At 65.8% G+C, this 19,221-nt stretch carries 16 protein-coding genes; 9 read left to right on the forward strand and 7 right to left on the reverse strand.

The window, feature by feature from the left end; all coding sequences use genetic code 11:
• Nucleotides 1–13 precede the first annotated feature (13 nt).
• From dxs to FOZ70_RS27295, 3 genes are all read right to left on the reverse strand, one after another.
• Complete coding sequence (gene dxs / locus FOZ70_RS27285) at nt 14–1,918, reverse strand: 1-deoxy-D-xylulose-5-phosphate synthase (protein ID WP_021160852.1); 1,905 nt, start codon at nt 1,916–1,918, stop codon at nt 14–16.
• Nucleotides 1,919–1,999: 81 nt separating this feature from the next.
• Entirely contained in the window at nt 2,000–2,884 is an 885-nt protein-coding gene (locus tag FOZ70_RS27290) for a polyprenyl synthetase family protein (protein WP_042975833.1), read from the reverse strand.
• A complete protein-coding gene (locus FOZ70_RS27295; RefSeq protein WP_011355806.1) occupies nt 2,881–3,174 on the reverse strand; it encodes an exodeoxyribonuclease VII small subunit in 294 nt (97 codons plus the stop codon). Before FOZ70_RS27295 ends, FOZ70_RS27290 begins: the two co-directional genes overlap by 4 nt.
• 270 nt (nt 3,175–3,444) lie before the next feature.
• On the opposite strand from FOZ70_RS27295, the gene FOZ70_RS27300 reads away from it, so the two are divergent.
• Nucleotides 3,445–4,551 carry an aromatic ring-hydroxylating dioxygenase subunit alpha gene (locus FOZ70_RS27300; protein WP_048022159.1) on the forward strand — a complete coding sequence of 369 codons (1,107 nt, stop codon included), beginning with the start codon at nt 3,445–3,447 and terminating at the stop codon, nt 4,549–4,551.
• Between the two features lie 117 nt (nt 4,552–4,668).
• Nucleotides 4,669–5,538 carry a sulfurtransferase gene (locus FOZ70_RS27305; RefSeq protein WP_021160849.1) on the forward strand — a complete coding sequence of 290 codons (870 nt, stop codon included), beginning with the start codon at nt 4,669–4,671 and terminating at the stop codon, nt 5,536–5,538.
• A gap of 43 nt (nt 5,539–5,581) precedes the next feature.
• Here the strand turns inward: FOZ70_RS27305 and FOZ70_RS27310 are convergent, their stop codons facing one another.
• From FOZ70_RS27310 to polA, 3 genes are all read right to left on the reverse strand, one after another.
• A complete protein-coding gene (locus FOZ70_RS27310) occupies nt 5,582–6,457 on the reverse strand; it encodes a dienelactone hydrolase family protein (RefSeq protein ID WP_219707228.1) in 876 nt (291 codons plus the stop codon).
• A gap of 413 nt (nt 6,458–6,870) precedes the next feature.
• Nucleotides 6,871–8,205 (reverse strand): NAD(P)/FAD-dependent oxidoreductase, encoded by a 1,335-nt coding sequence (locus FOZ70_RS27315; protein ID WP_042975832.1) that lies wholly within the window; start codon nt 8,203–8,205, stop codon nt 6,871–6,873.
• 271 nt (nt 8,206–8,476) lie between these two features.
• Nucleotides 8,477–11,230, reverse strand: coding sequence for a DNA polymerase I (gene polA, locus FOZ70_RS27320; protein WP_219707229.1), 2,754 nt, complete (start codon nt 11,228–11,230; stop codon nt 8,477–8,479).
• A gap of 1 nt (nt 11,231) precedes the next feature.
• On the opposite strand from polA, the gene FOZ70_RS27325 reads away from it, so the two are divergent.
• From FOZ70_RS27325 to FOZ70_RS27340, 4 genes are all read left to right on the forward strand, one after another.
• Nucleotides 11,232–11,990 carry a TIGR00730 family Rossman fold protein gene (locus tag FOZ70_RS27325; protein WP_048022163.1) on the forward strand — a complete coding sequence of 253 codons (759 nt, stop codon included), beginning with the start codon at nt 11,232–11,234 and terminating at the stop codon, nt 11,988–11,990.
• 392 nt (nt 11,991–12,382) lie between these two features.
• The gene (locus FOZ70_RS27330) at nt 12,383–12,691 is read left to right on the forward strand and encodes a hypothetical protein (RefSeq protein WP_021160843.1); all 309 of its coding nucleotides are present in this window, start codon (nt 12,383–12,385) and stop codon (nt 12,689–12,691) included.
• Between the two features lie 232 nt (nt 12,692–12,923).
• Nucleotides 12,924–13,916, forward strand: coding sequence for a helix-turn-helix domain-containing protein (locus FOZ70_RS27335; protein ID WP_059857251.1), 993 nt, complete (start codon nt 12,924–12,926; stop codon nt 13,914–13,916).
• 149 nt (nt 13,917–14,065) lie between these two features.
• Entirely contained in the window at nt 14,066–14,629 is a 564-nt protein-coding gene (locus FOZ70_RS27340; protein WP_059857504.1) for a hypothetical protein, read from the forward strand.
• 610 nt (nt 14,630–15,239) lie between these two features.
• On the opposite strand, the gene FOZ70_RS27345 is transcribed toward FOZ70_RS27340, so the two are convergent.
• Nucleotides 15,240–16,766, reverse strand: coding sequence for an AMP nucleosidase (locus tag FOZ70_RS27345; RefSeq protein WP_021160839.1), 1,527 nt, complete (start codon nt 16,764–16,766; stop codon nt 15,240–15,242).
• 129 nt (nt 16,767–16,895) lie between these two features.
• On the opposite strand from FOZ70_RS27345, the gene FOZ70_RS27350 reads away from it, so the two are divergent.
• The 3 genes from FOZ70_RS27350 (at nt 16,896) to FOZ70_RS27360 (ending at nt 19,191) form a co-directional block, all read left to right on the forward strand.
• Nucleotides 16,896–17,291, forward strand: a complete 396-nt coding sequence (locus tag FOZ70_RS27350) for a hypothetical protein (protein WP_021160838.1) — start codon at nt 16,896–16,898, stop codon at nt 17,289–17,291.
• Nucleotides 17,292–17,392: 101 nt separating this feature from the next.
• On the forward strand, nt 17,393–18,391 hold the full coding sequence (locus tag FOZ70_RS27355; protein ID WP_059857252.1) for a homoserine kinase: 999 nt from the start codon (nt 17,393–17,395) through the stop codon (nt 18,389–18,391).
• Nucleotides 18,382–19,191 carry a BPSS1780 family membrane protein gene (locus FOZ70_RS27360; protein WP_021160836.1) on the forward strand — a complete coding sequence of 270 codons (810 nt, stop codon included), beginning with the start codon at nt 18,382–18,384 and terminating at the stop codon, nt 19,189–19,191. Before FOZ70_RS27355 ends, FOZ70_RS27360 begins: the two co-directional genes overlap by 10 nt.
• Nucleotides 19,192–19,221: the final 30 nt, after the last annotated feature.

A 19,221-nucleotide genomic window follows, 5' to 3' on the forward strand; every position in this document is an offset into this window, starting at 1 on the left:
GGGCGGCGCCAGCTTATGCGACGCGCTTCGCCTGACCGGCGACATCGGCCGCCGGATTCAGAAAGCGTTCGCGAATCGATTTCGCGATACCCGCGCCGTCGAGGCCGCATTGCGACAGCAGCTTCGCGGGGTCGCCGTGATCGATGAACAGGTCAGGGAGGCCCAATTGTAGTACGGGTCGGATAACCCCACTCTCCATCAGGGCTTCCACGCAGGCCGAGCCCGCGCCGCCCATCACGCAGCCTTCCTCGACCGTGACGAGGTAGTCGTGCGTCTCGGCGAGTTCACGCACGAGCGCAGCGTCGACCGGCTTCACGAAGCGCATGTTCGCGACGGTTGCATCGAGTTCCTCGGCGGCGGCAAGCGACGGTGCGACCATCGTGCCGAACGCGAGGATCGCGACGCGCTTGCCTTCCGGCTGCGACGTGTGGCGACGCACCTCACCCTTGCCGAGCGGGATCTCGGTGAACTCCTTCACCGTCGCCACGCCCGTACCCGCGCCGCGCGGATAACGCACCGCGGTCGGGTTCGGCTGTTGCAGCGCCGTGTGCAGCATCTGGCGGCATTCGTTCTCGTCGGATGCGGCCATGATCGTCATGTTCGGAATGCAGCGCATGAACGCGAGATCGTACGCGCCCGCATGCGTCGCGCCGTCCGCGCCGACGAGGCCCGCGCGGTCGATCGCGAACACGACCGGCAGGTTCTGCAGCGCGACGTCGTGGATCAGCTGATCGTACGCACGTTGCAGGAACGTCGAGTAAATCGCGACGACCGGCTTGAGCCCTTCGGTCGCGAGGCCGCCGGCGAACGTCACCGCGTGCTGCTCGGCGATGCCGACGTCGTAGTAGCGATCCTTGAAGCGCTTCTCGAACTCGACCATGCCCGAGCCTTCGCGCATCGCGGGCGTGATGCCGACGACGCGCGTGTCGCGCTCGGCTTCATCGCACAGCCACTCGCCGAACACCTGCGTGTACGTCTTCTTCGCGGGCGTGGCGGACGGCTTGATGCCTTCGGCCGGATTGAACTTGCCCGGGCCGTGGTAGAGCACGGGATCGGCTTCGGCGAGCTTGTAGCCCTGGCCTTTCTTCGTCACCACGTGCAGGAACTGCGGGCCGCGCAATTCGCGGATGTTCTGCAGCGTCGGGATCAGCGAATCGAGATCGTGACCGTCGATCGGGCCGATGTAGTTGAAGCCGAACTCTTCGAACAGCGTGGCCGGCACGACCATGCCCTTCGCGTGCTCCTCGAGCTTGCGTGCGAGTTCGAGCACCGGCGGCGCAACGCTCAGCACGCGCTCGACGCCCGCGCGCGCAGCCGCGTAGAAGCGGCCCGACATCAGGCGTGCGAGATGGCGATTCAGCGCACCGACCGGCGGCGAGATCGACATGTCGTTGTCGTTGAGGATCACGAGCACTTTCGCGTCTTCCGACACGCCCGCGTTGTTCATCGCCTCGAACGCCATGCCGGCGGTCATCGCGCCGTCGCCGATCACGGCGATCGAGAAGCGGTCGTCGCCGTTCAGCTGGCTGCCGATCGCCATGCCGAGCGCGGCCGAGATCGACGTGCTCGAGTGCGCGGTGCCGAACGTGTCGTATTCCGACTCCGAACGGCGCGGGAAACCCGAGATGCCGTCCTGCTGACGCAGCGAATGCATCTGGTCGCGACGCCCCGTCAGGATCTTGTGCGGGTAGGTCTGGTGCCCCACGTCCCAGACGATGCGATCGTTCGGCGTGTTGAACACGTAGTGCAACGCGATCGTCAGCTCGACCGTCCCGAGGTTGGACGACAAATGGCCGCCCGTCTTCGACACACTGTCGAGCACGAACGCGCGCAGTTCATCCGCGAGCGGTTGAAGTTGGCGACGATCGAGGCGGCGCAAGTCCGCCGGGTCGTCGATGGTTTTCAGCAAGTCGTACATCGTCGTTCCATTGTAGGAAATCAAACGCGCCCGCATTCTGTTGCACGCACCGTAGCATGTGCGCGGCGGCGGGCTTTCGCGTCAGCTGACCCGGTTCACTACCAGGTCGGCAAGTTCGGCGAGACGCTGAGCGCGTGCGCCGAACGGTTTCAGCGCGTCGTGCGCTTCGGCGCGCAGCTGTGCTGCGAGCTCGCGCGACGCCTCGAGGCCGAGGATCGATACGTAGGTCGGCTTGTCGTTCGCCGCATCCTTGCCGGCCGTCTTGCCGAGCGTCGCCGAATCGGTCGTGACGTCGAGAATGTCGTCGACGACCTGGAAGGCCAGACCCACGGCCCCTGCGTACACATCGAGCGCCGCCATCGTTTCCGCCGACGGCGTCTCGCCGGCCAGCGCGCCCATCCGCACGGCCGCGCGCAGCAGTGCGCCCGTCTTCATCCGGTGCATCGTCTCGAGCTGCTCGCGCGTCAGCTTGAGGCCGACGCTCGCCAGGTCGATCGCCTGCCCGCCGGCCATGCCGATCGAGCCGCTCGCCAGCGCCAGCTCGCGCACGAGCGCGGCCTGCTGCACCGGCGACAGCGCAGCGGCATCGGTCAGCGCGACGAACGCCTGCGACTGCAGCGCGTCGCCGACCAGCAGTGCCGTCGGCTCGTCGTACTGCACGTGCACGGTCGGCTTGCCGCGACGCAGTGCGTCGTCGTCCATGCACGGCATGTCGTCGTGCACGAGCGAGTAGACATGGATCATCTCCAGTGCCGCCGCCGCCGCATTGCGCGCCGCTTCCGTCGCGCCGGTCAGTTCGCCTGCTGCATGGCACAGCAGCGGGCGAACGCGTTTGCCGCCGCCGAGGACCGCGTAGCGCATCGCCTCGTGGAGTTTCACCGGCACCGCGGTTTCAGCGGGCAAATAGTGGCCGAGTGCGTCCTCGACACGGTCAAGCACGGACCGCATCCATTGTTCGAATGTCATAGATCGTCGTCTTCGCCGTCCGTGGCGGCCGTTCCGGACGAAAGCGGCTTCAGCGTCGCGCCGTCGAGCACGCGAACCTGCTGTTCCACCTTCTCAAGCTGCTGTTGGCAAAACGCAACGAGGGTCGCACCGCGGCGGTATGCCGTCAGTGAATCCTCGAGGCTCAACGCGCCGCCTTCCATCCGGGCAACCAGCGTCTCGAGCTCCGCGAGCGCCATCTCATAATTGTCCGGCAACGGTTCGGTGCCATTGCCGGGCGGCGTGGCGCCTGGGGATGCGGTTTTCGCCATGGACGAGGGTGTCAAATTTCAAAACAAGTCGGACATTCTACGGCAAAAGAGAATTTTCCGACCTGCCGTCTTGGGCACCCGCTACATATTCCGGCCCCACCTTCGACGCACATTGTGCGCCTTCCGATTGCCGCCCGACAAAAAATTGACACAAATCAGGCACTTAATCCTAGCCTTGCGAGGCGAACCGGGTATAATTCCCCGTTTCCCTAAATCGATTTTTCGATGGTTGGGTTGTTCACTGCTTTCACGCTAACACCGGGAGTGGGAATGTCCAATCTGAGCGATGCGCTTCAGTTGAAGTCGGCCCACAGCCAGCTTCCAGTCACTGCATACTTCGATGAGGCGCTACTCGAGCGCGAGATCGAAACCCTCTTCAAGAAAGGACCTCGTTACGTCGGGCACGAGTTGATGGTGCCCGAGGCGGGGGATTATTTTGCGCTGCCGTCCGAGAAGGAAGGTCGCGTGCTGGTCCGCAACCCCGCGAACCAGATCGAACTGCTGTCGAACGTCTGCCGCCACCGGCAGGCGATCATGCTCAACGGGCGCGGCCACACACAGAACATCGTGTGCCCGCTGCATCGCTGGACGTACGACCTGGAAGGCCAGCTGCTCGGCGCGCCGCACTTCCCCGACAAGCCGTGCCTGAACCTCGGCAAGAGCCCGCTGCAGAACTGGCAGGGGCTGCTGTTCGAAGCCGAAGGCCGGAATGTCGCGCGCGATCTCGCCGATCTCGGCACGAAGCATCACTTCGATTTCTCCGAGTACCACTTCGATCACGTCGAAGTGCACGAGTGCGATTACAACTGGAAGACGTTCATCGAGGTCTATCTCGAGGATTACCATGTCGTCCCGTTCCACCCGGGCCTCGGCAGCTTCGTGTCGTGCGACGATCTCAAGTGGGAGTTCGGCGACTGGTACAGCGTGCAGACGGTCGGCGTGCACAACGCACTCGCGAAACCGGGCAGCGCGACTTACCAGAAATGGCACGAGCAGGTGCTCAAGTTCCGCAACGGCGTGCCGCCGGAGTTCGGCGCGATCTGGATGGTCTACTACCCGGGCCTGATGATCGAGTGGTATCCGCACGTGCTCGTCGTGTCGTGGCTGATCCCGCAAGGCCCGCAAAAGACGACCAACATCGTCGAGTTCTATTACCCCGAGGAAATCGCGCTGTTCGAACGCGAATTCGTCGAGGCGGAACGCGCCGCCTATATGGAAACGGCCGTCGAGGACGACGAGATCGCGATGCGGATGGACGCAGGCCGCCGTGCGCTAATGGCACGCGGCGAGTCGCAGGTCGGCCCGTACCAGAGCCCGATGGAAGACGGCATGCAGCACTTCCACGAGTTCCTGCGCCGCCACCTCGGCGACATCTGACAGCCGGTGCGGCGCTTTGACGCCGCACGGCATCCGGCAGACGAAAAGACGGGCTTCGGCCCGTCTTTTTTTGTTTAGACTTGGAATGTCAGGCCATTCGCACTCCAGGGAGCCGTCATGCCACACACCCACTACACCACGCTCATTTCCGCCGCCAATCTCGCCGAGCGCCTGGCGGCGGCGCCCGGCAGCGTCGTACTGTTCGATTGCCGCTTCGATCTCGCCGATCCCGCCGCCGGCGAAGCCGCGTATGCGGCCGGCCATATCCCCGGCGCACAGTATCTTCATCTCGACCGCGACCTGTCGGGCCGCAAGACGGGCACCAACGGCCGCCATCCGCTGCCGACCCGCGACGCACTCGCCACGCTGCTCGCGAGCCGAGGCCTCAAGCAGGGCCAGCAAGTCGTCGCGTATGACGCGCAGGGCGGCGCCTATGCGGCGCGCCTGTGGTGGCTGCTGCGCTGGCTCGGCCACGATTCGGTCGCCGTGCTCGACGGCGGCCTGCAGGCCTGGGAAGCAGCCGGCCAGCCTCTGGCGACCGACGTGCCGCACCCGGCCGCCGGCGATTTCCGCGCGGCGGCGCCGCTCGAATCGACGGTCGACGCGGCAGCCGTGCTCGCCAACGTGAGCACACCCACGCGCGTCGTGATCGATGCGCGCGCACCCGACCGCTACCGCGGCGAAAACGAAACGATCGATCGTGTGGGCGGCCACATCCCCGGTGCGCGCAACCGCTTCTTCAAGGACAACCTCGCCGCGGACGGCCGCTTCAAGACCGGCCATGAACTGCGCGAAGCGTTTTCCGCGGTGCTGGCGGGCACCGAACCGAACCGCGTGATCCTGCAATGCGGCTCCGGCGTCACCGCCTGCCACAATGCGCTTGCACTGGAGGTGGCGGGCCTGCACGGCGCGTCGCTGTATCCGGGCTCGTGGAGCGAATGGAGCGCCGATCCGTCGCGACCGATCGCAACCGGCCCGACACCGTAAGCGCGGCCACAACACAGCGGCGGCATGTGCCGCCGCTTGCCGTTTACATCACGCCGTACTTGTGGAACCACGCGATCGCGCGCTTCCAGCTCTCCTCCGCATCGGCCTTCACATAACTCGGCCGGTAATCGGCAAAGAACGCGTGGCCGGCATCCGGATACACGACGATCTCCGATTCGCGCGCGAGCTTCGAATCGCTCGCCTGGATCGCCTTGCGCATGTCGGCAAGCGATACCTGCGTGATGTTCGCGTCCTTCTCGCCATAGAGCCCGAGCACGGGCACCTTCAGCAACGATGCATGATCGACCGGGTTGAACGGCGTCATCTCGTCGGTCTTGCCTTCGACGAACCCGTACCATGCAACGGCCGCACGCACGTGCGGGTTGTGCTCGGCATACAGCCAGCTCTGACGGCCGCCCCAGCAGAACCCGACCACGCCGAGACGCGACAGGTCGCCACCGTTCCTGCCGGCCCACGCGACGGTCGCATCGAGATCCTCGGTCACCTGCCGGTCCGGTACCTTGCTGATGATGTGCTCGGACAGATCCTTGATCGTCGGATACTTCGCCGCATTGCCCTGCCGCACGAACAGGTCGGGCGCGATGGCGAGATAACCGAGCTTCGCGAAGCGGCGGCAGACGTCGGCGATGTGCGCGTGCACGCCGAAGATCTCGTGAATCACGATGACGACCGGCAGGTTCGTCTTGTCCTTCGGCTGCGCGCGATACGCGGGCACGCTCGCGTCTCCCGAGCGGATCTCGACGGTGTCGACGTCCAGCCCTTCGCTGTCGGTCGTGACCGTTTGCGCCGACACGGGCAGCACCGCCGCTGCGAAGGCACCGCCCAGCGCGGCCTGCATGAACTTGCGGCGCGAGAACGGAACGTGGGGAACCAGGCTGTCGACTTCGGGTTTCAACATGAATGCACTCCTCGATTGGGCGCCGCCGTCACGATCGCGGATACGGCATGACGTGGCATCGCGCCGGCATGCGGCGCGGATGTCGCGGCGGTTGGCACCCCGCCGCAAACGGAAACCCGGACAAGATGCCCAATAATCCGTTGTCACGTCAACTGTCGGATATGTAAGACTCGATTACGGCGCGTTGCTTCGACACGTCGATCGCCGCGCAAAAACCGCAGGCGCCCCATCGAATCGCGATGCAACAAGCCGCATGTCGATCGCCATCGCGCGATCGGATGGTGGCGAATTGAAACGGAAAACACGCGGTCGATGTTGCCCGCCACATGCCGGCACGGCAGCACGCAAAAAAAAGACGGGCAGGGACGACGCACGACGTGCACTCCCCGCCCGCTTCCCGCGCGAACGCGCGCTCAGTGCAACTTGACGCGCGGCAGCGTCGTGCGCCGCAGCCAGTGCGCAACCGTGTCGAGCATCATGCGCGGATAGCCGTGCAGCGCGGCGATGTGCATCCGGTACAGCGACATGTACATGAAGCGCGCGAACAGCCCTTCGATCAGCATGTTGCCGCCGATCAGCCCGCCCATCAGATTGCCGACCGCGCTGAAGTGGCCGAGCGACACGAGCGAGCCGAGGTCGCGATAGGTGAATTCGGGCAGCGGGCGCCCGTCGAGCCGACAGCCGATTGCCTTCAGCAGGAAGCTCGCCTGCTGATGCGCAGCCTGCGCGCGCGGCGGCACGTTGCGCTCGTTGCCGGGCCATGCGCATGCCGCACAATCGCCTAGCGCGAACACGTTGTCGTCGGTAAAGGTCTGCAGCGTGCGGCGCACGTCAAGCTGGCCGAGCTTGTTGACCTGGAGGCCATCGAGATTGGCGAGCACGGACGGCGCCTTGATGCCCGCGGCCCAGACCGTCAGGTCGGCGCGCACCGTCTTGCCGCTCGCCGTATGGACGGCGCCGGGCGCCACCTCGGTCACGCGCTCGGCAAGCATCAGCCGCACGCCGATCTTTTCGAGCAGTTCGGCCGTCGCCGACGACACGCGCTCCGGCAACGCCGGGAGAATTCGCGGCCCCGATTCGATCAGCACGATGCCGACGTCGTGCCGCGGGTCGAGCTTGTGCAGCCCGTAGGCCGACAACACCTGCGCGGTGTTGCGCAACTCGGCGGACAACTCGACGCCCGTCGCGCCGCCACCGACGATCACGACCTGGATGCGCGGCTCGGCCGCCTCGCCAGGCGCGGTCGGCGCCGGCGCCTGATGTTCCGCACGCATGCACGCGGCGATCAGCCGCTTGCGGAAACGCTCGGCCTCGCCGACCGTATCGAGCGCGATCGCGTTTTCCGATGCGCCCTGCACGCCGAAGAAGTGGGTCGTGCTGCCGATCGCGATCACGAGCGTGTCGTATTCCAGCTCGCGCGCCGGCAGCAGTTCCTCGCCGTCGCTGTCGTTGATGGGTGACAGCGTCAAGCGTTTCGCCGCGCGGTCGAGCCCGGTCAGCTCGCCCTGCTGGAATTCGAAGCCATGCCAGCGCGCCTGCGCCGCATATTCGAGCTCCTGCGTAAACGGATCCATGCTGCCGGCCGCGACCTCATGCAGCAGCGGTTTCCAGATGTGGGTCGGATTGCGGTCGACGAGCGTGACAAGCGCACGCGCGGGACGATTGCCGCGCGCGCCGTAACGGTCGCCGAGCCGCGTCGCCAGTTCCAGGCCGCCCGCGCCTCCGCCTACGATGATGATCCGATGCATCTGTTCCCCCTTTGCGATTCGACACTGCTGCCGCCGGACAGCGCGAACGCAATGCATTCGCGCCACCCGTTGGATTAACCGGTTCGGACATCATCGATGTGCAGTTCGAAGCACTTCGATGCAACCGCCCCGGGAACGCGGGGTGCGCAAGCCCCCGTGTCCATGACATGCATTGTCCGGGAGCTTGCGCGTTGACCACAAGCAAACCATCTCGATATTCAGCATCCCTGCAACAATATGCCGCAGGAATCGGGAACCGCGTGGCGGTGCGTCAGTGTGCCTCTTCCCAGTTCGCGCCGGCACCCACTTCGGCGACGAGCGGCACCTTGAGCTTCGCGACGCCGCACATCATTTCCGGCAGTTTCTCGCGCACCAGCGACAGTTCCTCGTCGGGCACCTCGAGCACCAGTTCATCGTGCACCTGCATGATCATCCGCGACGCGAGCTTGTCCCGCGTGAGCCAGTCGTCCACCGCGATCATCGACAGCTTGATCAGGTCGGCCGCCGTGCCCTGCATCGGCGCGTTGATTGCCGCGCGCTCGGCCGCCTGGCGGCGCGGGCCGTTGCCGCCGTTGATCTCGGGCAGCCACAGGCGGCGACCGAAAACGGTTTCGACGTAGCCCTTCTCCTTCGCCGCCGAGCGCGTGTCTTCCATGTACTGCGCGACGCCCGGATAACGGGCGAAATACCGGTCGATGTAGAGCTTCGCCGCATCGCGCGTAATGCCGAGGTTCGACGCGAGCCCGAACGCGCTCATCCCGTAGATGAGCCCGAAGTTGATCACCTTCGCGATCCGGCGCTGGTCGGAATTGACCTCCAGCGGCGTCACGCCGAACACCTCGGCGGCCGTCGCGCGGTGAATGTCCTCGCCCTGCGAGAACGCGCGCAGCAGCGAAGCGTCGCCCGAGATATGCGCCATGATCCGCAGTTCGATCTGCGAATAATCGGCCGACACGATCCGGTGGCCCGGCGACGCGATGAACGCCTCGCGGATCCGCCGGCCCTCGGCCGTGCGCACCGGAATGTTCTGAAGATTGGGGTCGTTCGACGCGAGACGGCCCGTGACCGCGACGGCCTGCGCGTAGTTCGTGTGCACACGGCCCGTCGAAGGATTCACCATGCGCGGCAGCTTGTCGGTATAGGTCGACTTCAGCTTCGACAGCCCGCGATGCTCGAGCAACAGCTTCGGCAGCGGGTAGTCCTCGGCGAGTTTCTGCAGCACTTCCTCGTCGGTCGACGGCGCGCCGCTCGGCGTCTTTTTCACGACCGGCAGCTGCAGCTTCTCGAAGAAGATCTGCCCGATCTGCTTCGGCGAGCCGAGATTGAATTCGCCGCCGGCCAGTTCGTACGCCTGCGCTTCGAGCTCGATCAGGCGCGTCGCGATTTCGGTGCTCTGCGCATGCAGGCGCGCATCGTCGATCAGCACGCCCGTGCGTTCCATCTTGCGCAGCACGAGCGACACGGGCATTTCGATCTCGCGATACACGCGCTCGAGGCCCGGTTCGCGTGCAACCTGCGGATACAGCACGTGATGCAGCTGCAGCGTGATCTCCGCATCTTCGGCCGCGTATGCGGCGGCCTCCGCAAGCGCCACTTCGTCGAAACCGATCTGCTTCGCGCCCTTGCCGGCCACGTCTTCGTACTTGATCGTCTTGACGCCCAGATGGCGCAGCGCGAGGCTGTCCATGTCGTGCGTGCGGTGCGATTCGACGACGTACGATTCGAGCAGCGTGTCGTGCTCGATGCCGTTCAGTTCGATGTCGTAGTTCGCGAGCACCTGCGCGTCGTATTTCAGGTGCTGGCCGACCTTCTTGCGATCGGCCGATTCGAGCCACGGCTTCAAGCGCGCAAGCACCTCGTCGATCGGCAGTTGCTCGGGCATGTCGGGGCCGCGGTGTGCGACCGGCAGGTACGCGGCCTTGCCCGGCTCGACCGAAAACGACAGGCCGACGAGCCGCGCGAGCATCGGGTCGAGCGCAGTCGTCTCGGTGTCGAACGCGGTCAATGCGGCCGCATCGATCTTCGCGAACCACGCGTCGAACTGCTCCCAGGTCTGGATCGTGTCGTATTCGCGCACGATGTCGGCCGCCACCACCGGTGCAGGCTCGCCTTCCGGCGCATCGGCGCCGCCGCCTTCGGGCGGCGCGCTGTCGACTTCGCGCAGCCAGGTCTTGAAGCCGTAGCGTGCGAAGATGTCGCGCATCAGGTCGCGGGCTTCGCCGTCCGTCTTCAACGACGCTTCGATCGATTCGAGGTGCGGCGCGAGATCGCAGGCCGTCTCGACGGTCACGAGCTTGCGGCCGAGCGGCAGGAAGTCGAGCGCGCGACGCAGGTTGTCGCCCACCACGCCCTTGATGTCGCCCGCATGCTCGATCACGCCGTCGAGGCTGTCGTATTGGGCCAGCCATTTCACGGCCGTCTTCGGCCCGCACTTCTCGACGCCCGGCACGTTGTCGACGGTGTCGCCGATCAGCGCGAGGTAATCGATGATGCGCTCGGGCGGTACGCCAAACTTCGCGATCACGCCGTCGCGATCGAGCGTCTCGTTGGTCATCGTGTTGACGAGCGTGACGCGGTCGGTCACGAGCTGTGCGAGATCCTTGTCGCCCGTCGACACGATCACGTTCATCCCGTGCCGCTCGGCTTCGCGCGCGAGCGTGCCGATCACGTCGTCGGCCTCGACGCCTTCGACCATCAGCAGCGGCCAGCCGAGCGCACGCACGGCGCCGTGGATCGGCTCGACCTGCAACGCAAGATCGGGCGGCATCGACGGACGGTTTGCCTTATAGTCGGCATAAAGGTCGTCACGGAACGTCTTGCCCTTTGCATCGAACACGCAAGCGCTATACTCTGCACTGACTTCCTTGCGCATACGGCGCAGCATGTTGATGATTCCGTAGAGCGCTCCGGTCGGCTCCCCGCCAGGGCCACGCAAATCAGGCATCGCATGGTAAGCCCGATACAGATAGCTCGAACCGTCAACCAATAGCAGGGTCTTACCTTCCAGATTTCGTTCTTCAGGCATTATGAACAAGAGAAAAGTGATTCCGAGTCTGCGTTCGCTCGCAGATCAAGAGCGCGCGACAGCCAAGAAGGCCCGCGCATCGTGGCAGATGTTCACGATTATGGCAGAGTTTATCGAGGCGACCGAGTACCTGTCGGAGATCCGCCCGGCCGTCAGCATCTACGGTTCTGCCCGCCTCAAACCCGATACGCCGCACTACAAGCTGGCCGCGCAGATCGCGCGCAAGCTGTCCGATGCAGGCTTCGCCGTGATCTCCGGCGGCGGCCCCGGCATCATGGAAGCCGCGAACAAGGGCGCGCACGCCGGCAAGGCACCGTCGGTCGGCCTGAACATCGAGCTGCCGCACGAACAGGCCGGCAACCACTACCAGGACATCTCGCTGCGCTTCCGCCACTTCTTCACGCGCAAGGTCACGTTCGTGAAGAATTCGGATGCGGTGATCGTGATGCCGGGCGGCTTCGGCACGCTCGACGAGCTGTCGGAAGTGCTCACGCTGATCCAGACGAAGAAGTCGCGCCTCGTGCCGATCATCCTCGTCGGCAGCGAGTTCTGGAAGGGGCTGCTGCAGTGGTTCCGCGACCAGCTGATCCCGATGGGCCTCATCAATCCGGAAGACATGAACCTGATGCAGGTGATCGACGATCCCGACCAGGTGCTCGACGCCGTGCTCGCGTTCTACGAGGACAGCGGCGAGGAAGAAGGTTCGGACGACGATGGCCATCCGCCGCGCCCCGAAGAAGACCGGATGTTCTACCTGTAACCGGTCGATGAAGACCGCCGGCCCGAGGGCCGGCATCCCGCTTTCCGCGCGGCAGGCTTGGCGATCCCACCACCTGCCGCGTGTCACTTTGTAACGTGCCATTAATCGCGCCTGGCGCGCCGTTCGCCGTCGAATGTCAAATTCGCGAGGCCGGTGCCGTGCGACGCGCGCAATCATCCGCAAACGCGGGCCGCCATTGTCAAATGACGCGACCCGGCGCCTGTACCCTGCCCCTGCCGGCCGCCAATCCGCCGTAACAAACCCGCCTCGCGTTTTCCGTCGCGCACCAGCACACTGCATGTGTCGGTGCGGCGTTTCCCCCGGTGGAACGATCCCCCCCTCGCTTCCATCGCGTCGCGCCGGCCTTTTACAACGACATCACGGAAAAGAACATGCAACGCTCCCTGATCGCCCTTGCCTTCGCCGGCCTCGGCCTTTCGCTGTCCGGCCTCGCCCACGCCGTCAACGTCGACGTCAACATCGGCACGCCCGCACCGGTCGTCGTCGCGCCCGCGCCCGTCGTGGTCGCCCCGGCACCCGCGGTCATCGTCGGCTGGCACGGCGACCGCTACTGGGACGGCCACCGCTACTGGGAACGCCGCGAATGGGAAGATCACCAGCGTTATCGCGACCGCGAACACGGCCCGGATCGCCGCGGCTATCACTGCCCGCCGGGGCACGCGAAGAAGGGCGAGTGCTGAGCGACAACGCACTCGCCTGACCGGCAAGGCCGCCCGTGCGCTTCAGCGCCGGGCGGCCTTGTCGCTTTCAGCGGCGCGTTCCGTGCCATCCCTGCCCCCTACCGACGATGCGAGCGGAAAGCCCGACTGCCGCGCACGCTGCGAGCCGGCGCATCGCGCGCCTGCAACCGCCTCCATGACCGCGTGGCACCGATGGTAGGATCGACCCTGTCCATGGCCATTCCCGCCACCCATGCCACTCATCCGGATCTGGGCTGTCGACCATGCCCTTGCGTCTGGCATCGCCGCGCCAACCGACATCTTCACGGCAGCCAATCATCTCGCCCCGTCATTACGTAACGGCCGGCCGCAGGCCCCGTTTCGCTGGCGCATCGAATCGATCGACGGCAAGCCGGTGCGCACGGCTTCCGGCCAGGCCGCCGCGGTCGACGGCACGATCGACGGTCACGGCACCGCCGATGCGATCTGGCTCACCGCTCCGTTCGTCGCCGATCTCGAGCGGCTGCTCGCCCGGCCCGCGTCACTCGCGCCGCTGTTCGACGCGCTGCGCCGGCAACATGCGCGCGGCACACTGATCGCGACGTACTGCACGGGCGCGTTCCTGCTCGCGGAAGCCGGGCTGCTCGACGGCCGCGTCGCCACGACGCACTGGTCGAAAGCATCGAGCTTCCGCGTACGCTATCCGGACGTGGCATTGCGCGCGTCGGACGTCCTGACCGAACAGGACGGCATATTGTGCGGCGGCGCCATCACGTCGTATCAGAATCTCGCGTTGCGGGTCGTCGACAAACTCGCGAACGCGCGCCTTGCCGCGGCCGTCGCCAAGGTCATGCTGATCGACGTGAACCGCGTGTCGCAGGATTCATTCATCGATCTCGGCCGGATGGGGCATGACGGGCACGCCGATGCGGCCATTGCACGCGCCCAACGCTGGATGGAAAAGCACCTGCGCGAGCCGTTCAGCCTCGCCCGGCTGAGCGATCACGTCGCGATGAGCGAACGCACGCTCCATCGCCGTTTCAGGGACGCCGTGGGCGCGCCGCCGCTCAGGTATCTGCAGACGCTCAGGATCGAAGTCGCGAAACGGCTGCTCGCGGAAACGACGCTCGCGATCGACACCGTCTGCGAGCGCGTCGGCTATATGGACATCAGCGGCTTCCGGCAACTGTTCAAGCGCGAGACCGGCATCTCCCCCGGCGAGTATCGCCGTCGCTTCACGCGATAAGCGCGCGCAACCATCGTCGGGGGCGGTGTCGGAAATGGCATCGTCGAATGGCAGTTTCGCCACTCCGCGCGCCGGCATGCGGTTCGTACACTGGATTCACGTCGCCCGGCATCGGGGCGACGCCATCCTCACCGAACCAGGACACCATCATGCCGATGATCGACGTCTACATCCCCGAAGGTGCGCTCGCACCGCAGGCCGAAGCCCAACTGATGGAAGAACTGACGGGAACGCTGATCCGTCACGAGGGACTCGATCCCGACAATCCGCGCACGCGGGACGTGACCTGGATCTTCGTCCATCGGCCGGCAGCCGTGTACCGCGCCGGGGCTGTCGCGCCTGCGCCGATCTACCGGATCGTGCCGACCGTGCCGGAAGGTCAGTACACGGATGCCGCGCGTGCCGGGCTGATCGCAGACGTGACCGCTGCCGTCGCGCGCGCGGAGGGCCTGCCGGTCGATGCCGTCGCGACGCGCGTGTGGGTCTTTCCAACGGAAATCGACGACGGCTGCTGGGGCAGCCGCGGCGTCGTGCGCCGCCTGCCGGACATCATGGAATATTTCGGCGGCGCCGAACTGCGGGCGCTCGGGGAATGGCGGCTGGCGATCAAGCGACAGGCGGATGCGGGTCGGGTTATCGATGCGGTGCGAGATTCGATGTTGGAAACGGCTCGGAGTGGGCCGCATGAATCGGCCGCCCAAGCCGCGCGCTGACACCGGCGCGCAGCGGCTTGTCCGACACGCACGGCAGTGTGCCGTACGGCACGTGAAAGCAATACACGGACGAGATGCGCCCAAGGGCGAGCGCACCTGTTTAATCACTTATTCGGTCAGTAGCACGGACACTTTTTGACAGGGCCGGGGCCAATCACCGCGACGGGTTTGCAGGGGTTGGACGGGCCGATTACTGCGACGGGTGCACAGGGATTGGACGGGCCGATCACAGCGGTTCTGGCCATTGCCGACAGAGATGTGGTGAGCATCAGGAAAGCCAGCAAGAAATTGATTTTCATCAGGTATGCCCTCTTTCAATTCGATAGGAATCGATCGGATCGACTGTTCGCCGTTCCTTCGTACGGGCGTCGAATAACGCCACGCAGGAGAGCATATTCTCGATGACAAGGGCAACCAATAGGACAACTTCCAAATTGCAGAAAATGATCGCGTTCCAGTACTAAGGCCGCGACGCGGCCACCGCGAGTGGCTATGCACGGCAAGACGGAGAGGTACAAGTGCACGCCTGCCGCCTTGAAGCCCGGTATGCCCCGGTTCGCGACTGCGCCTGACATCGCGACGCACACCGCACCCGGGGCCGCCGTTCACATTACTGAAACGCCACTTCCGCGAAGCTCCGCAGTTTCCGGCTATGCAGCTTGTCGAGCCCGTTCGTGCGCAGGATCTCCATCGCCTTCACGCCGATCTGCAGATGCTGGTCGACCTGCCCGCGATAGAACGTGTCGGCCATGCCCGGCAACTTGAGCTCGCCGTGCAGCGGCTTGTCCGACACGCAGAGCAACGTGCCGTACGGCACGCGGAAGCGGAAACCGTTCGCGGCGATCGTCGCGCTTTCCATGTCGAGCGCGATCGCGCGGCTCTGCGACAGGCGCTGCACGGGTTCGCGATGATCGCGCAGCTCCCAGTTGCGGTTGTCGACGCTCGCGACGGTGCCCGTGCGCATCACGCGCTTCAGTTCGACGCCATCGAGCTGCGTGACGTCGGCCACCCCGCGCTCGAGCGCGAGCTGCACTTCGGCGAGCGCCGGAATCGGCACCCACAGCGGCAGGTCGGCATCCAGCACGTGATCCTCGCGCACGTAGCCGTGTGCGAGCACGTAGTCGCCGAGACGCTGCGTATTGCGCAGCCCCGCGCAGTGACCGAGCATCACCCATGCGTGCGGACGCAGCACCGCGATGTGATCGGTGATCGTCTTCGCGTTCGACGGGCCGACGCCGATGTTGACCATCGTGATCCCGCTGCCGTCCGCGCGCTTCAGGTGATACGCGGGCATCTGCGGCAGGCGCGGCGGCGCGGCACCCTCGGCCGGCTCGCTGCCGAGGTTCGCGTTGTAGGTCACGACATCGCCCGGCTCGACGAACGAGCTGTACTGGCTGCGATACGCGCGCACCTCGGGATCGTCGCTCTCCGTCATCACCGTGCGGCCCAGCTTCACGAACTCGTCGATGTAGAACTGGTAGTTCGTGTAGAGCACGTAGTTCTGGAAATGCGTGGGCGACGTCGCCGTGTAGTGGCGCAACCGGTGCAGCGAGAAGTCGACGCGCGCGGCCGTGAACAGCGCGAGCGGATGCGGCTCGCCCGGCGCCGGCTCGAACGTGCCGTTGACGATGCGATCGTCGAGATACGACAGGTCGGGCGTATCGAAGATGTCGCGCATCGCGAGCAGGCGGTCGCGGTCGAGCTCGCCCTCGAGATGGATGCCTTCGGGAAACGCGAAATGGATCGGAATCGGCTGCGACGACACGCCGATCTCGATCTTCACATGGTGGTTCTTCGCCAGCAGGCGCAGTTGCTCGCGATAGTAGTTCGCGAAGAGGTCGGGGCGCGTGACCGTCGTCTCGAACACGCCGGGGCCCGCGACGAATCCGTACGAGCGGCGCGAATCGACGTGCGTGTTGACATCGGTGCGGATCCGCACGAACGGGTAGCACGCGCGCACGTGCTCGGTGATCGGTTCGTGGCGGCGATAGCGCGCGAATGCGTCACGCAGGAAACCCGTGTTCGTGTCGTAAATGGCGGACAGCCGCGCGACGGCGGCGACCGGATCGTCGAAAGCCTCGACCGACGGGCTCTCGGGCGTCAGCACACGGTGCCGGCGGCTCAAATCGTTCTTCATTTTCATCACCTCGTCTGATCCGGCGACATTACCACGGAACCCGGTCGCCCTTGTGGCTGCCCCCACGCACGCGAGGGCCGGATGGTGCGCAGTATTTGCTAAAATCGGTGGGTTCACTGGAGACTCATCATGAAGCCGCTCATTCTCGTCGTCGCTGCCGCCGCGTTTGCCGCCGCCAGCGCCGCTTACGCCGCCGGCGGCACGCCTGACGCCGACGCGCAGGCACGGGCCGAGGCCAACGAGGCCGCCGGCCTGCCCGATCTCCGCAAGATCAACCGGCCGGGCGCCGAAGTCACGTCGAAAGTCGACTTCGCCGACATCCGCCGCACGCCGAGCTTCCACGAAAAGAGCAAGAACGGCACCGAAGTTACCGAGTACCGCGATCGCGGCAAGCCGGTCGAGATCGACGTGAAGTCGAACTTCGGCACGCGCTACCAGATGAGCTCGACGCCCGACACGTCGCCGAAGCCGCACGACGCGGGCATCCCGATCACGCGCCTGCCGTCGCTGAACCTGCGCTACTGATTCCGTGGCGCGCCGCACCGAACGCCGCGCGCCGCCTTCCTTCACCTGCTGTCGCGACGCACGCCGCCCGCGTGCCGACACCCTGACCTGACGCATCCCGCATGGCCGTTTTCACAGCTGTTTCCGACTCCGATCTCGCGCAATGGATGCGCCACTACGAACTGGGCGACGTGCTTGCGTTCCGCGGCATTCCGTCCGGTATCGAAAACAGCAATTTCTTCCTGACGACGACGCGCGGCGAGTACGTCCTCACGATCTTCGAAAAGCTGACGGCGCAGCAACTGCCGTTCTACCTCGACCTGATGCGCCATCTGGCCGGCCACGGCGTACCGGTGCCGGATCCGATCCCGCGTGACGACGGCGCGCTGTTCGGCGAGCTGCACGGCAAGCCGGCCGCGATCGTCACGAAGCTCGACGGCTCGGCGGAACTCGCGCCGGGGGTCGCACACTGTATCGAGGTCGGGCAGATGCTCGCGCGCATGCACCTGGCCGGCCGCGACTATCCGCGCAACCAGCCGAACCTGCGCAGCCTGCCGTGGTGGCAGGAGAACGTGCCGGCGATCTCGCCGTTCATCACCGACGCGCAGCGCGCGCTGCTGGAAAGCGAACTCGCGCACCAGGCCGGCTTCTTCGCGTCGGACGATTACACGGCGCTGCCGGCCGGGCCGTGCCATTGCGACCTGTTCCGCGACAACGTGCTGTTCGCGCACGCGGCGCCCGGCACCGGCCATGACGTGCGGCTCGGCGGCTTCTTCGACTTCTATTTCGCGGGCTGCGACAAGTGGCTGTTCGACGTCGCGGTCACGGTCAACGACTGGTGCGTCGACCTCGCGACCGGCGTGCTCGACGTCGCGCGCGCCGATGCGCTGCTGCGCGCGTACCAGACCGTGCGGCCGTTCACGGCCGAGGAGCGCCGCCACTGGAGCGACATGCTGCGCGCGGGTGCGTACCGCTTCTGGGTGTCGCGCCTGTACGACTTCTACCTGCCGCGCGCGGCCGAGATGCTCAAGCCGCACGACCCCGGCCATTTCGAACGCATCCTGCGCGAGCGTATCGCGCATACGCCCGCGCTTCCCGAGATCCAAACCGCATGCAACTGATCGAAGTGCCCGCGAAAACGGGCTATGTCTGGTTCCGCCAAGGCATCTGGCTGTTCCGCCGGAACCCGCTCGCGTTCATCACGCTGTTCTTCACGTACCTGCTGGCGATCACGCTGGTGTCGCAGGTGCCCGTGATCGGCTCCGCGCTGCCGCTGGTGTTCATTCCCGGCATCGCGGTCGGCTTCATGGCCGCATGCCGCGACACGGTGGCCGGCAAGACCGTGATGCCGACGATCCTCGTCGACGGCTTCCGCTCGTACGGCACCGTCGCGACCCAGCGGCTGCTCGTGCTCGGCGTGATCTACGTCGCGTCGATGGTGCTCGTGTTCGCCGCCTCGTCGTTCGTGGACGGCGGCGCGCTGTTCCACGTGATGATGGGCGCGGCCGACGAAGCGAGCGCGACGCCGGAAACGCTCGCCGCGCAAGGCACGTTCGGCGCGCTGATGTTCGCGACGCTGCTCTACCTGCCGGTCGCAATGCTGTTCTGGTTCGCGCCGGTGCTGGTCGCGTGGCACGACGTGCCGCCCGCCAAGGCGCTGTTCTTCAGCGTCGTCAGTTGCTGGCGCAATCGCGGCGCGTTCGTCGTGTACGGCGCGCTGTGGTTCGGCGTCGCGCTCGGCACGTCGCTCGCGCTGTCGCTGCTGCTGCAGGCGCTCGGCGCCGGCGCCTATGCGCTGACGATCATGATGCCGCTGACGATCGTCATCGTCACGATGCTGTACTGCTCGTTCTACGCGACCTATCGCGGCTGCTTCGGCATCCAGGAGCCGGGCGCGACGACCACCACGTCCGGCCGCTGAAGTCTCCCGGGCCGGCGCGTGTCGCCGGCC

The organism is Burkholderia sp. COPS (genome assembly GCF_019425585.1).
GTDB lineage: Bacteria > Pseudomonadota > Gammaproteobacteria > Burkholderiales > Burkholderiaceae > Burkholderia > Burkholderia cepacia.

What these genes read in the sequence shown, in the direction of transcription:
- dxs (WP_021160852.1), bottom strand. Translation starts at nt 1,918, where the DNA reads ATGTACGACTTGCTGAAAACCATCGACGACCCGGCGGACTTGCGCCGC.
- FOZ70_RS27290 (WP_042975833.1), bottom strand. Translation starts at nt 2,884, where the DNA reads ATGACATTCGAACAATGGATGCGGTCCGTGCTTGACCGTGTCGAGGAC.
- FOZ70_RS27295 (WP_011355806.1), bottom strand. Translation starts at nt 3,174, where the DNA reads ATGGCGAAAACCGCATCCCCAGGCGCCACGCCGCCCGGCAATGGCACC.
- FOZ70_RS27300 (WP_048022159.1), top strand. Translation starts at nt 3,445, where the DNA reads ATGTCCAATCTGAGCGATGCGCTTCAGTTGAAGTCGGCCCACAGCCAG.
- FOZ70_RS27305 (WP_021160849.1), top strand. Translation starts at nt 4,669, where the DNA reads ATGCCACACACCCACTACACCACGCTCATTTCCGCCGCCAATCTCGCC.
- FOZ70_RS27310 (WP_219707228.1), bottom strand. Translation starts at nt 6,457, where the DNA reads ATGTTGAAACCCGAAGTCGACAGCCTGGTTCCCCACGTTCCGTTCTCG.
- FOZ70_RS27315 (WP_042975832.1), bottom strand. Translation starts at nt 8,205, where the DNA reads ATGCATCGGATCATCATCGTAGGCGGAGGCGCGGGCGGCCTGGAACTG.
- polA (WP_219707229.1), bottom strand. Translation starts at nt 11,230, where the DNA reads ATGCCTGAAGAACGAAATCTGGAAGGTAAGACCCTGCTATTGGTTGAC.
- FOZ70_RS27325 (WP_048022163.1), top strand. Translation starts at nt 11,232, where the DNA reads ATGAACAAGAGAAAAGTGATTCCGAGTCTGCGTTCGCTCGCAGATCAA.
- FOZ70_RS27330 (WP_021160843.1), top strand. Translation starts at nt 12,383, where the DNA reads ATGCAACGCTCCCTGATCGCCCTTGCCTTCGCCGGCCTCGGCCTTTCG.
- FOZ70_RS27335 (WP_059857251.1), top strand. Translation starts at nt 12,924, where the DNA reads ATGCCACTCATCCGGATCTGGGCTGTCGACCATGCCCTTGCGTCTGGC.
- FOZ70_RS27340 (WP_059857504.1), top strand. Translation starts at nt 14,066, where the DNA reads ATGCCGATGATCGACGTCTACATCCCCGAAGGTGCGCTCGCACCGCAG.
- FOZ70_RS27345 (WP_021160839.1), bottom strand. Translation starts at nt 16,766, where the DNA reads ATGAAGAACGATTTGAGCCGCCGGCACCGTGTGCTGACGCCCGAGAGC.
- FOZ70_RS27350 (WP_021160838.1), top strand. Translation starts at nt 16,896, where the DNA reads ATGAAGCCGCTCATTCTCGTCGTCGCTGCCGCCGCGTTTGCCGCCGCC.
- FOZ70_RS27355 (WP_059857252.1), top strand. Translation starts at nt 17,393, where the DNA reads ATGGCCGTTTTCACAGCTGTTTCCGACTCCGATCTCGCGCAATGGATG.
- FOZ70_RS27360 (WP_021160836.1), top strand. Translation starts at nt 18,382, where the DNA reads ATGCAACTGATCGAAGTGCCCGCGAAAACGGGCTATGTCTGGTTCCGC.